Origin of the sequence: Leptolyngbya cf. ectocarpi LEGE 11479, from assembly GCF_015207065.1 — a bacterium.
In the GTDB taxonomy this organism is placed as follows: Bacteria; Cyanobacteriota; Cyanobacteriia; order Phormidesmidales; family Phormidesmidaceae; genus Leptothoe; species Leptothoe ectocarpi.
On sequence record NZ_JADEXP010000167.1, the window covers coordinates 1 to 13402 of the forward strand.

The following is a 13402-nucleotide window of genomic DNA, read 5'->3' on the forward strand; positions in this document are numbered from 1 at the left end:
CTAAAGCAAGATAGTTCAGTGTTTATTGATCAGCAGATGTTGGTGGGGACGCGCTGGGCGGAGCAAATCGAGGCGGAAATCCGGCAGGCGGATGTGCTGGTGGTGCTGCTGTCGGCCCAGTCAGTCATGAGCGAAATGGTGCTGCAGGAGATCGAGCTGGCCCATAAGATTGCTGAGGAGACTGGTGGAAAACCTCGCATTTTGCCGGTGCGGCTGGCTTATCGTGAACCGTTTCAGCATCCGTTGGGTGTGTATCTCAACCCGATTAACTGGGCGCTGTGGGATAGCGATGCGGATACGTCAGGGCTGATCGCTGAGCTGCAGCAGGCTATAGCCGGTGGTGTACTGTCCATTGATGAGCGGCGCAAACCTGAGGTGGTTGAGGTTACCCCCAAGGCTGAAATGGCCCAACCGTTGCCGGTGGCTCAGCCGGTGAAAACCACGCCCACGAGGCTAGAGATGCCCGAGGGGACGATGGATAGCACCTCGGATTTTTATATTGAGCGGGATTGCGATCGCATCGCCCTCAGTGTCATCCAGCAGCAGGGGGTGACCATGACTATCAAAGGCCCGCGCCAGATGGGTAAAAGCTCGTTGCTAAATCGGGTGATGGAAACTGCGATCGCAGCAGGCAAGCAAATCGCCTTTCTGGACTTTCAGCTATTTGATCGAGCCGCCCTGCAGGATGCCGATGAATTTTACCAGCAGTTTTGCTTCTGGCTCACCGATGAGCTAGACATGGACGACGCAGTAGAAGCCTACTAGAAAAAGAACCTAGTACCGACTGGCCTAAATAGGCTTATTACTACTAGTCTAGCCGGTACTGGTCCGAGCAAGGAGCGTGGCTGGGGAATGGCTCTGGATCGGCTGAGGGTAAGGACACCCCTTATTGGAGAGCGAAACCTTACTGAGATATTAGACAATGTGCTAACACGCTATTTCATTGTCATAAAAAATGATAATACGCTTCAAATAAGGATTGCAAACGTGTAATAGTCATAGAAGTAGACTGATTTCTATAGGAATCCATGACTCAATACATACAATTTGATGTTGAAGAGAAGGGAAAAAAGATATTAGTTGAAGTTGAAGAAGAAGAGGTAACATCTTCAGAAGAAGGCTTAGTTAAGGTTGGCATCAGAGATATCGCTGGCACTACTGTGGCAGTTGCAAAAAGCACCTTTTCTGACGCTGTTAAAGAGGCGGTTGTATGTAACGTTAACGGGTTAATGACAGCAGTTGATAGTTTAGCTAATCCACCTACGGAAATCGAGATAAACTTTGGTCTAAAAGTTACTGGACAGGCTGGAAACATTGCTGTTGGAAAGGTTGGGGGTGAAGTCAACTACGGAATAAAGCTTTCTTGGAAGCATGGTGAATCAATAGATAAAAATGATGTCGGCGTTTAAGCAGATAGGCGATAGTTTTCGAGAAGGTGTTATTCGCGTCCTCAATTCTTCTGGTCAGACAGCTGGGACTGGCTTTATAGTTTCACAAAACTTAGTCGTCACTTGTGCTCATGTATTATCTTTTTCAAAATCGACTAGGCAGCCTGAGAGATATGTGAGTCTTATTTCTGCAGATAATCGAAAGATAAATGCTGTTATAGATTATAGATACTAGAGTTCCCCTGATGAACACGACATAGCAATTCTCAGAGTAGAAGACTATTTTCCTCCAAGCTCTTGGCTGAAACTAGGCACTTCTATCAATCTTTCAGGGCATGAGTTTCGTACTTATGGTTTCCCAAATGCCTTTCCCAAAGGGATCTTCGTTAAGGGTTTCATTGAGGGGCAGAATTTAGATTCCTCTTTAATTCAACTGACCAGTTCAGAAATTACAGAAGGGGTTAGTGGAGCTCCAGTAGTGGACATAGAAACCCATAGAGTTGTCGGGGTAGTAACAGCGCGAGCGGCCTTGGATGTGCGAGAGCTGAATCGCAGAGTGAAAGGTAAAAATCAGACAGTCATGCTTTCTACAGGAAGGCTTGAGAAGGTTGCTTTTGCAACACCAAGCCATATTCTTATGAAAGTTTGTCCCGAGTTGGGTCTTGACGACATCTGTCCCTACCGCGGGCTACTCTCATTTACAGAAGAAGAAGCTCAGCTTTTTTATGGTAAGGATAAATTAATCTCAAAGTTAGAAGATAGCCTGTTAAAAAATCCTTGTTTTCTTGCGGTTGTTGGGTCTTCAGGGAGTGGTAAGTCTTCCGTGATACAGGCAGGGCTGTTACCAAGAATGAACCGTCGTCTCTGCTCGGAATCAAAAGAGTCTAAGCCTATAAAAGCTCGACCTACTAATCATCCAGTTCAAGCTCTATTAAGTGAACTATCCTTTGTACTCTATGGTGAAAGAGGAGTTCATGTAACAAGAAATAGGAGGGAGCTGCGGAATGAGATTAAAGAAACTATAAGAGCACGTAGCCGTAAAACAGTTATCTTTATAGATCAATTTGAAGAAATGTTCTCTTCTTCCTCCTTAGAGCAAGAAGAATTTATAGATATCTTAATTGATTTAATAGATGAAAATCACAAGATAACGCTCATAATAGCTATTCGCTCTGACTTTTATAGCGATTTGCTTAACTCTAGTCTTAGTTCTTTCTTAGAGTATGCTCAGGTCAACGTTCTCAAAACTTCACTTGAAGAGATAGAAGATGCAATTCTCAAGCCTGCGGAGAAAGTTGGCTTGAGAATTGAGCCTGGACTAACGCGACTGATAACTGATGACCTAAGAGAAGCGACACAAAATCCTTTGCCCTTGCTACAGTTTACCCTTACTCGACTTTGGGAAGTAGAGCATACCAGTAATCTTTTAACATCTGACTGCTATCTCCAGATAGGACGAGTCACGGGGGCTTTGACTACTTGGGCAGATAACGTCTATTATTCTTTCTCTGAGATTGAAAAACAAATAGCTAGACAGCTTTTTACAAAATTAGTGCGATGCGGATCGGGAGATGTCCCGGATACGAGGACTCGTCTGAAGGCTTCAGCCATGAGATCATATAGTGTAGATCTTCCAAAATTCAATTACGTCTTAGAAAAGCTGATAGGAAGTCGCTTAATAGTTTCTTACAAAGACGAGGACGATGGCCATGAGTATATAGAGATAGTACATGACTTTCTAGTGCAGGAATGGCAGCTTCTCCGGTATTGGATCACAGAAAGTAGAGAAACTTTACTCCAAAGAGACAAGATAGAATTGGCAGCTGAAGAATGGAAAAATAAAAATAAATCTAGAGATTACTTATGGCAAGGGAACTTGTTAGCTAAAGCGGTTCGGTTCAATAAGCAGTATGGCGATGAGCTTAGCCTATCGAGCATAAGTCAAGAATTCCTAGCCTCGAGTGTTTCGAGAAGATACCGAAACCTGATCAAGAATGTATTTATCGGCCTACTAGCACCTCTGACTCTTACGGGCATATTGGGCTTTCAAATTCGTAAAGAGCTAAGGCTTGGACAGTACTGGGATGTTATAAACGCTCACTCTGAGGAAAACCCGGCGACCTCAGCAGTTCTATCAAATGCGTTGGAGAAATTACATGAGGCCGGTAAGTCTTTCTCAGATATAAGACTCGAAACCGCTACTATCTCTGATGTTACGCTGAGTAGCTCGGACTTTAAATTAGCAGACATGCAGAATATTTCTATAGATAGAGTTGATTTTCAGAATGCTGATCTTCGAGCTGCAGATATGAAAAGTGCTTCTGTAGATAAAGTTAATTTTCAGAACGCTGACTTAAACGGTATCAATCTAGCGGAGTCTCAACTCACCGAAGTCAACCTCAGTTATGCAGATATTAGGCGTGCTGACTTAACGGGGTCTTCACTTGCACGAGTAAGGATAGTTGATGCCGATTTAGTGCGTGCAAACTTGACTAATGCCTCTGTGTCATATTCTGATCTCCGAAACTCAAATCTAAGTTCTGCTTATCTATCTGGTACTAGTTTTTATCAGACTGACTTCAGACAGGCAAAGCTCAATAATTCAAAGCTTTGCTCTACTACGTTTGTATACGCTCGCTTTGAGCGCAGCAGTATGCAGAATGCTCTCTTTATAGGCTCAGATTTGAGAAATGCCAACTTTAATTCTTCTGACTTGAGTAATGCGAATTTAACAGATGCGAACATTGACAATGTTGATTTTAGAGGTGCTAAGGGATTAAGTTTTTCGCAGATTAGAGCTGCTAGAAACTGGCAGTTAGCTATATACGATGACGATTTTAGGACCGGTTTGATAAGCTATCAAGCTTCAAACGAAGAAGATTCTGACAACAATGCTTCATCTAGTCTCTTGATTTGCGGAAAACCAGAGTTTTAATTTCTTTATGTACAAGTAAAGGTTTTTTTACTATGAGTGATAAGAGGAATACATCATTATCAGCTGTGCCAATAGCTGTTGTTCTTACCGTTTTGATAACTGCTGCTGTGAGCTATGCTGTTTTTCAAAGTATTACTAGTCGGCAAAGGGTTGAATTTGAAAGAACTTTATCTCAGCAGAGAGATAACTTTCAAGATGAGTTGGAATCTCAGCAATTAAATACTCAGGAACAAGAGCCAATAGAAATACAGCCGTTACCAGAGCCAGGGCCAGAACCAGAACCAGAGTCTGATTTTTTAGAGTACCCCACCTGTGATTCTGATATCGTTCCCGATCAACTGTCCGGGCTCGAAGATGACTTTGATTTTAGAGGCGGCGCATTTGCAACGTATGACTGGTTGAGGGCAGAAGATGGAAAGGCCCTACACTCTATTCCTGTTTATTTAATTACAAGAGGAAATCAGATGTGTATATATCAGACTCTTTCAAGAGCGCCTCTTGGCAGTCAGGCTCTTTGTGGTGGTTTGGGCTGCGACTTAAAGCCAAGTGAGTTGATCTCTGTTATGGGATTCTCTAACAATTCTAATGGTGAGATCGTAGTTGATTATGCTGATGGCCCAGGTTCATTCATGCGAGGGGCAACTTGTCAGATAGATCAAAGCTACTTGCCTGTGATGACTTGTGATGTTCCTAGAAGTCCAAGCGGTACTATCGATGGGGGCGATGGGGGATCTATGGTGAGATTTGCACCTGCCTCATAGGCTTTCTAATATCAACAGAGTCATTTTGTCATTAAGAGGGAATACAAGCGTAGCTGTAAGCAAGCCATAAGGTGAGCACTACTCACAATCCTCGATGCGAGTGTCTCTATGCTCGCTTAAAATCTTTTACTTGACGACTACCGTCCATAGGTCGTATGTTCTTTTCAGGGCTGTGATTAACCGTCGCCGCCTCAAATCAGAACTCAATATTTGGCACTGCCAGCAGGTGTACCACCACCTTGCTGACAGCTAACCTCCCGGATTCTCGAGCAATCCCGGAAGCTTTGGTCATTATGGATCAGCGCTCCGATTTGCACAATCTTCGCGGAGCCGCTGACTATTGGGTTCTGGCTCCAATTGTTTATCTGGAGACCAGATCCCATGTTTCAAGACAATAGCCAGGGCGCAGGCGCGTCCAATATTCCGCCTATCGTTCCATCGCTGCCCGAGTATCAGTACGAAAACATCAACCACACGCTGCTCGGCAGCCTAATCGCCATTCGTAACACCATCACACTGCTCCATAAGCTCGGCTATGCCGAACCCAACGACTGGAGTAAACCCTTGCCCACCGGGCGACCCAATGAAATGATGGCGATTTTAACCAAACGGGTCAGAGTTGATTGAAAACGTAATAGAGCTGCAGCCCGCGCTGGGTTGAAACGCCAGCGCTAAGAGCCGTCCGCTAAAAGGGACAATTTGGTGTGGAAGCGCTGGTGATCGGTCGTAGGCTGATTACAGCTATCTGCTGTGAACGCGACCCCTAAAAACACATCTCCGATGATTGTGTCCCTTCCAGTGGACACCCTTCAGCTAGCCCCAGGTTTCCAACCTTGGGCGGGTTAGCGCTTCCTCACCAGTAGGAGAGTGCTGAGCCATAACAGAAACGCTTTGTTATAGGCTAGTGCGACTCAAAAAAAAAGGCTGTGCGGTTGCAGCCCGCGCTGGGTTGAAACGCCAGCGCTAAGAGCTGTCCACTAAAAGGAACAATTTGGTTTGGAGGCGCTGGTAATCGGTCATGGCCCGGTTGACGATTAGTCAACTGTTGTGAAAACGAATCCTAACAACACATCTCCGATGATTGTGTCCCTTCCAGTGGACACCCATCGGTTAGCCTTGGGTTTCAACCCTGGGCGGGTTAGCGCCTCCCCACCAGGGGCAAGATGTTGCTAAATGGCCAATCGCCCTACAGGCAGCCACCCATGGCACCTGATGTCTCTCTTCAAAGATCTGCAAAAAACGTCTTAAACGTACTGCGAGGATGCTTAATCCAACTTGCAACCACTGACTTCATATCCGCCCGACGAGGATTCGGATCATCAGCTGCATAGACCGGATCGCAGTCAGGACCCGCCTCTTGCGCCCAGGTTAGCCACTTGCGCCGCTCGGCCCACGAAAACCGTCCGGCAATGGCCTGTGTGGTCAAAATCAGCCACAGCCGCCAGCGATTGCTAAAGCGATAAACCTTGTCGTGATCCCAGTTTTTATCCTGTTCCTGAACAGATTTACCATACTCACCATCGTTGTTAGCATAGGCCAGAACCAGCTGATCCAACGGCAGCTCGCGAGCCAGCTCAAACGCCATCTGCCCATAAAACCTGGGGTTAAAGTCCATGAGCAGCAGCTGATCGCCATCAATAATAAACTCAGCTTCAAAGACCCCGTAGTAGCCCACTTCCTTACAAATAGCTTTGAGATACTCAATCGCCTTGGGATTGAGCGGACGACTTTCAAAACACAGCCCGATACCTACTCGAATCGGAAACTGTAAAACTTTAGCCGAAGCACGAGTCATAAAAATCTCTTGACTCTCATCGACAAACCCGGCCACGCTATAGGTATTTTGCCCAGCCGATGTATGAAAAGACTGCACCATCGGCCAGTTAACATCTGGGTCAAACTCGACCAAAAGCGGATGATAGTAAAACTTTTGCTGATAGTTTGGATAAATCTCTAGCAGCTTTTCTGGGGTTTCACACACCTGCCCCTTCTGGCGGCGCAGCATGCCAATTTGAGTTCTGGGCTTGATTAAAACCGGGTAGATCAAATCGTGAGCCTGGGCCTTTAGCTCTTCGATAGAGGTGGGCGCAATTGTGGCTGCAATAGGAATTCCCAGCTTTTCAGCAATGTCATGGAGCGCTGGCTTATTCAGCAGCGCATAGATGGTGTCTACATCAGGACTGTAGAGCTGGTAATACTTGCTCAGCTGATCGCGATAGTGGGCAATCAGCCAGGTCATGTCATCACTGGATGGATATAGAAACGCCCCAGGATGCTGTTTACCATAGTCCATCAGCCAGGTAAAAAACTCTTCAAAGTCTTTTACCGGTGGCGACTGCAGTGCTTTGGAAAGATAGCGAGATTTATGGGTAAGGGTGGACGTATCGGGGCTAGCCAGCAGCGTCGGCTGGTTATGTTTACCATAGGACCGAACAACCGCAAGCGTACCGCCGTAATCTCCCATGGTCATCATAATGGGTGCCTGGGAGGCAGATTTAAGGGCAATCATAGGAACAACTGATGCAATGAGTGTATGACAATAAATCTGAAACAGTCTTACTGGTCTAGAAGATTAAACTGGAAAGTAGCTCTAGGTCCTGCATTACCCCACTCTGCGAGAAGCCGCTTCGGCGTCTACATCCTAAATCCTTCTCCCTGGGGGAGACGGACTTTGAGTCTAGCTCCCCTTCTCCCCCAGGGAAAAGGGGTTGGGGGATGTAGAGCTTTGCTCTTCAGAAAAGCAGTGTAAATATCTCCAGCAATACAAAATCGAGCTATTCGGCCAACAAGTCCATATTGATCAAGCTTTCAAACGTATCTGAATTTCGAATCATAAATGATTCACCTGCTGCCGTTAGTCCGACAATGCCGGGCTTAGGAAATGAGAAAGCCCTGGCTTCCGGTACAAAATAAGCACCTGAATCCATGATGGCCAGCGCATCGCCTTTCTTTAGCTGAGGTAGCTGCCAAGCGGGATAAAGGGTGTCCCCCATGTGACAAATTGGCCCGACGAAACAGTACAGTTCCTCCGATTCATGCGTTTTTTGCTCTAGGGGGAAAAGCTGATGGAATTCGGTTTGAACAATATCAGCAACACTAATGCCAGCGTCTAAAATGCCATAGGTGAATGTTTCTAATGATTCCTTGGTATCAATGATGCGCGATAGTAAAAACTGAGTATTGCCTGTAATCGCTCTGCCCGGCTCAACGGCTAGCTCAGGCACAGGGCGCTTTACCCGCTGGAAGTAGCTGGTGAGATCCTGGGAAATAAACTCGGCAAATTCTTCCAATGTGGGATACGCCTGGGGTGACGGTTCCCGGACTTCAATTCTGAAGGTGGTGCTTAGGGTTTTATCAAAGTCTGTAAAGGGTCGCACCGTCGGTACAGCAATGCTGCCGCCGATATCTAAAATTTCAGGATGAAAGTCTAATTCGCGGTGGAGTTCATCCAAAAAGTTCTTAATTCCCTGGAGATAGTCGGCCATGTCGTCAATGCCCTCAAACAGGACACCGCGATGACAGTGGACACCGATGACATTAAACTCAGGCATACTTAGAGCCTGACGGTAGGTTGCGATCGCTTCTCCCGTATCCACCCCCAGACCAAACTGACCACTCCATCCCTTCGAAAAGACCAGACGGATACCGATGTTTGCCTTTTTACCGACCTGGCGGGCAATGCTCGCAAAGCGGTCCAGCTCTTCACGGTGGTTGATGTTAAGCAGACGAATCCCCTTGCTGATAGCAATTTCAATCGATTCGTCTGATTTGGCAGGACCGTTGTAAATAATCTTTTGCGGATCCACCCCCAGGCGTAATGCCAGCCATAGTTCATAGGGTGAGATCACCTCGGCTCCCACGCCGTAGCTGTGTAAAAGCTGCAAAATCCGAGGAACGGGATGGGTTTTATAGGAATAGTAAACGTTTAAGAGCTGATCGCTCTGATTGCCATACATGATGGCATTGGCATTTTTTTCGAGCTTTTCAGTATTTAGCACATGAAGCGGACTGCCATAGCGCTCTAAAAGCTGTTGCAACTTCACACCATGTAGAGTCAAATCACTCTTGTCATAAGCCATATCCCAAAGGGTGGGAGATAGATCCTGACGGGGTCCTACACTCTTCTGCAGCAGCTGTGAACCAATCTGTCGAACAAGACGTTTAGCGGAAGTGCTAGGCATACTGTCTATCAATATTTATATATCTATTGGATGATAATCCTGATCAACCATAACTTTGCTGAGGAAGTAAGAGCCCATCCTAGCTAAAGAGCTTCTACGAAATAACACAGAGCTAAAGCTATCTAAAGCTGTGATAAAGCATAGCTATTGATAGGGAACTTGTTGCGCATCATCAACCCATTAACGACCCAGCAATCATGCCCCCCAGCAACACAAACCCAAGCATCACATTCTGACGAAAAATCTGTCCATATACATGGGCAGGCTGTCGTCGATGACGCAGTTTCCGATAGTGGGTAAACCAAACTCCGCAGGCAATGGCCCAGGCAATGATGTAAGGCACCCCCAGGGCCTCATACACCCCCAGCCATAACAACAGTATGCCCGTGCCCATGAACAATAATCCAACCACCTCAGGTGTACTGGAGCCAAAAAATCGAGCGCTAGACTTTACCCCTAGCTGGGCATCGTATTTGCGATCTGGAATCGCATAGACCGTATCAAACCCCAGGGTCCACAGCACCGTTGCCCCCCACAGCAGCCATGTTGCCATGGCCAAACTGCCCGTTACGGCACTCCAGGGAATCAGCACTGCGAACCCCCAGGCGATGGCCAACACTAGCTGCGGTACGGGAAAAACACGTTTGGCTAAGGGATAGAACACAATTACCGGAGAGGCGAGGAAGCACAGCAAAATACTCAACGGGTTGAGGTATAGCGCGAAGCCAATGGCGCAGAGAAAAGCTACGGTGGCAATTACAATCCCTGTTTTGATGGTTAAGGCCCGTGAGGCCAGTGGCCGATTGCGGGTGCGGTCTACCTTGGGGTCAATGTTTCGGTCCCATAGATCATTGACCACACAGCCGCCAGCACTGGTGGCAAGACTGCCGCAAATAATTACGACTAGCAGCAATACATCGGGTTTGCCAGCGGCTGCTAGAAATAGAGACCACAGGGCCGGAATCATCAAAATTAGACGACCCGTAGGTTTATCCCAACGCATCAGTCGGATGACCGTTTTCCAGGTAGGTTCGACAATGGGCGAAGACGGGGCCATGGGATAGAGGGGGTGAGATGAATATTCTTGCTTAAGGATATCTTTCTAATTGTCGAGAAGGAAGGGGATGGGCAAACAGCGACGGTAAGGGGAGCAATGCAGCAAACGAGCTAGCTACGTGGGATAAAACAGCCAAGGCTCCGTAGGTAAGTCATAAATTATATTTATAAGTACCAAATATTTAGATGGGGCGAGGTGCGATCGCACCAACTCAAATTCACAAAGATCGCACTATCTGTCCTCGCTCACCCGTCCCCTTGGTTTTAACATCATCAGCCCAAGACAATCATTACAGCTTTTGTATCGTAGATAGCAGGATATTTCTCGCTGTCTAAGCCGATCTGCATAACCAATTTTTATCCATAAAGGAAATCACTATATTTTTACCAATCATCCGAAAATCGTCTTTTTATTTTGGTTAAAATAACCATAACTACAGGATGAGTTTTCCGATGATAAACGATGCGTCATTGCTAGTACAGCCTGATGAGTATGGGCTCCTGACCGATTTGTATCAGCTGACCATGGCCGCTTGCTATGTGGGTGAAGGCCTAGATCAACGTCGGGCCAGCTTTGAGCTGTTTGTTCGCCGACTGCCGGAGGGGTTTGGCTATTTGATCGCAGCGGGGCTAGCCTCTGCTCTGGACTACTTAGAAAAATTTCAATTTACCCCTGAGCAGCTGGCCGCGTTGCAAGCAACGGATATTTTTACCGGGGCGACCGCTGAATTTTGGCATCTTTTAGCATCCGGTCGATTTTGCGGAGATGTGTGGGCCGTCCCCGAAGGCACCGCTATCTTTGCCAATGAGCCCATTTTGCGGGTGGAGGCCCCCCTGTGGCAGGCCCAAATTGTAGAAACCTATTTGCTCAACGCTATCAACTACCAAACTCTGATTGCGACACGGGCCGCCCGGCTACGGGATGTGGCTGGACCGGAAGCGAAGCTGCTGGAATTTGGGACACGGCGAGCGTTTAGCCCCCAGGCATCACTGTGGGCCGCACGGGCTGCCTTAGCGGGAGGGCTAGATGCCACCTCAAATGTATTAGCCGCACTGAAGCTAGGTCGCAAGCCGGTGGGGACCATGGCCCACGCCCTGGTCATGGCGATTACAGCGTTAGAGGGGAGCGAAACCGATTCGTTTGAGGCCTTTCACCGGTACTTTCCGGGGGCGGCATTGCTGATTGATACCTACGATACGGTGGCCGCCGCCCAACGCTTAGGCAAAAAGATGCCCGAGGCCCTAGCCGGGGTGCGACTGGACTCAGGGGATTTAGTTACCCTGTCCCAGCAGGTGCGGCAGGAACTACCTGAGGTGCCTATTTTTGCCAGCGGTGATTTAGACGAGCAAGAGATTTGGCGACTGCGACAGGCGGGTGCCTGCATTGATGGCTACGGGTTAGGGACCAAGCTAGTTACTGGTTCACCGGTCAATGGGGTGTACAAACTCACGGATATTGACGGTATTCCGGTGATGAAGGAATCCAGCGGCAAATTTACCTACCCAGGCCGCAAACAGATTTTCCGATCTGCATCTGGGGATCGACTCGGTTTAGCTACAGAATCTGCCCCGACAGATGCGGAGGAGCTGTTGATTCCGGTTATGCGTCATGGACAACGGTTAGAACACGTCGAGACATTAGACACGATCCGGACCAGGGCATCTCAGTCTGTAGCACAGCTGCCTGAAACCGTCCGCGATGTCAGCCATCCTGAGGTGCCCCAAGCAGAAATTTCGACCGCGCTCCAGACGTTGACTGATTGCACCCGCCGCAGTCAACTCGCTACTGTTAGTTGAGAATCCCTGGAATGAGTAATCTACTCAACCGTTTCATGGGAAACGTTTTTACCCGGCGATTGCCCATGACTATGCCCCCTGGTATGAAAACCCGTGTGGCCCTTTTTGGCACTAGCGCCGATCCGCCCCACAATGGCCATCGCAGCATTGTGGCCACCCTGGGCCATCAGTTTGATTATGTGGCGGTGTGGGCCTCGGACAATCCCTGGAAAACCGACCAGTCCCCCATATCCATGCGCATGGATATGCTGGGTTTAGCCATAGACGAGCTGGATACACCGGGAACTGTCAAACTTCATCCTGAACTGAGTCATCCCTATACAGCGGTGACGTTGGAGCGTGCTCGCCGAATTTGGCCCGAGGCTGAGTTTACCTTTGTGATTGGGGCTGACCTGATCGAGCAGCTGCCCCGGTGGCACCGCTCTGCCGATGTGATGCGGTGGGCCAAAATTTTGGTCTTTCCCAGGCCAGGGTACATGCTTCAGGAGACGGATCTAGCGGAGCTGAGAGCGCTGGGTGCAGAGGTTGCGATCGCAACGCCCCTGTCCCAGCACCACATCTCCTCTAGCGCCCTCCGTCAGAGCCGTCCTCAACACCCCGATGAAATCCCCGCTGTCGTACAAGCCTATATTAGTCACAACAACCTGTACCCATGCCCGGAAAACATCCCGACCACCCCTTAGCTGACTTTAAGGTCGGCATCGACAATGTCATATTCTCGGTTGATACCGAGCAACATCGGCTGTTGGCACTTCTGGTGATGCGCCATGAAGAACCCTTTCTCGGCCAGTGGTCACTACCGGGCACCCTTGTCCGTCAAGGCGAATCCTTGGAAAAAGCCTCTTACCGGGTTCTCTCGGAAAAGATTCGGGTAAAAAATCTCTACGTGGAACAGCTTTACTCCTTTGGTGGCCCCAAACGAGACCCCCGTGAAGCTGAGGATGCCTACAACGTGCGCTATTTATCGGTAAGCTACTTTGCTCTCGTACGTTTTGCCGAAGCTGAGCTAATTGCTGATGGTGTAAGCGGCATTGCTTGGTATCCCCTCGACCATTTACCCGATCTCGCCTTTGATCACCAAGAGATTCTCACCTACGGCACCATGCGGCTACGTAATAAGGTGAAATACAGCCCTGTGGTCTTTGATGTCCTGCCTGAGATGTTTACCCTAAGCGCCCTTTATCAGCTGTATACCACTATTCTAGGAAATGATTTCTCGGACTATTCTAACTTTCGCACCAGACTGCTAAAGCTTGGCTTTCTAAAAGATACAGGCATTAAAAC

11 protein-coding genes are annotated in these 13402 nt (G+C 48.0%); 8 read left to right on the plus strand and 3 right to left on the minus strand.

What is annotated here, in order from left to right; genetic code table 11:
• From IQ260_RS17265 to IQ260_RS17285, 5 genes are all read left to right on the plus strand, one after another.
• Positions 1-765 (plus strand): AAA-like domain-containing protein (locus IQ260_RS17265; protein WP_193994354.1); only part of this gene is annotated, 765 nt, incomplete at its 5' end.
• A 263-nt stretch (positions 766-1028) separates the two neighbouring features.
• Positions 1029-1409: a CU044_2847 family protein gene (locus tag IQ260_RS17270; protein WP_193994355.1), complete on the plus strand. Its 381-nt coding sequence runs from the start codon at positions 1029-1031 to the stop codon at positions 1407-1409.
• A 235-nt stretch (positions 1410-1644) separates the two neighbouring features.
• Positions 1645-4323 carry an nSTAND1 domain-containing NTPase gene (locus IQ260_RS31720; protein WP_322744987.1) on the plus strand — a complete coding sequence of 893 codons (2679 nt, stop codon included), beginning with the start codon at positions 1645-1647 and terminating at the stop codon, positions 4321-4323.
• Positions 4324-4355: 32 nt separating this feature from the next.
• Entirely contained in the window at positions 4356-5084 is a 729-nt protein-coding gene (locus IQ260_RS17280; protein ID WP_193994357.1) for a hypothetical protein, read from the plus strand.
• Positions 5085-5465: 381 nt separating this feature from the next.
• The gene (locus tag IQ260_RS17285; protein WP_193994358.1) at positions 5466-5711 is read left to right on the plus strand and encodes a hypothetical protein; all 246 of its coding nucleotides are present in this window, start codon (positions 5466-5468) and stop codon (positions 5709-5711) included.
• A 595-nt stretch (positions 5712-6306) separates the two neighbouring features.
• On the opposite strand, the gene IQ260_RS17290 is transcribed toward IQ260_RS17285, so the two are convergent.
• From IQ260_RS17290 to IQ260_RS17300, 3 genes are all read right to left on the minus strand, one after another.
• Entirely contained in the window at positions 6307-7593 is a 1287-nt protein-coding gene (locus IQ260_RS17290) for a carboxylate--amine ligase (RefSeq protein ID WP_193994359.1), read from the minus strand.
• 265 nt (positions 7594-7858) lie between these two features.
• A complete protein-coding gene (locus tag IQ260_RS17295; protein ID WP_193994360.1) occupies positions 7859-9265 on the minus strand; it encodes a type III PLP-dependent enzyme domain-containing protein in 1407 nt (468 codons plus the stop codon).
• A gap of 172 nt (positions 9266-9437) precedes the next feature.
• Positions 9438-10322 (minus strand): 4-hydroxybenzoate solanesyltransferase, encoded by an 885-nt coding sequence (locus tag IQ260_RS17300; protein WP_193994361.1) that lies wholly within the window; start codon positions 10320-10322, stop codon positions 9438-9440.
• Positions 10323-10774: 452 nt separating this feature from the next.
• Between IQ260_RS17300 and IQ260_RS17305 the strand changes: the two genes are divergently transcribed.
• From IQ260_RS17305 to IQ260_RS17315, 3 genes are all read left to right on the plus strand, one after another.
• Positions 10775-12118: a nicotinate phosphoribosyltransferase gene (locus IQ260_RS17305; protein ID WP_193994362.1), complete on the plus strand. Its 1344-nt coding sequence runs from the start codon at positions 10775-10777 to the stop codon at positions 12116-12118.
• A 65-nt stretch (positions 12119-12183) separates the two neighbouring features.
• Positions 12184-12801, plus strand: coding sequence for a nicotinate-nucleotide adenylyltransferase (locus IQ260_RS17310; protein ID WP_193994363.1), 618 nt, complete (start codon positions 12184-12186; stop codon positions 12799-12801).
• Positions 12771-13402: NUDIX hydrolase (locus tag IQ260_RS17315; protein WP_193994364.1), on the plus strand; the 632-nt coding region annotated here is incomplete at its 3' end. The genes IQ260_RS17310 and IQ260_RS17315, both read left to right, overlap by 31 nt.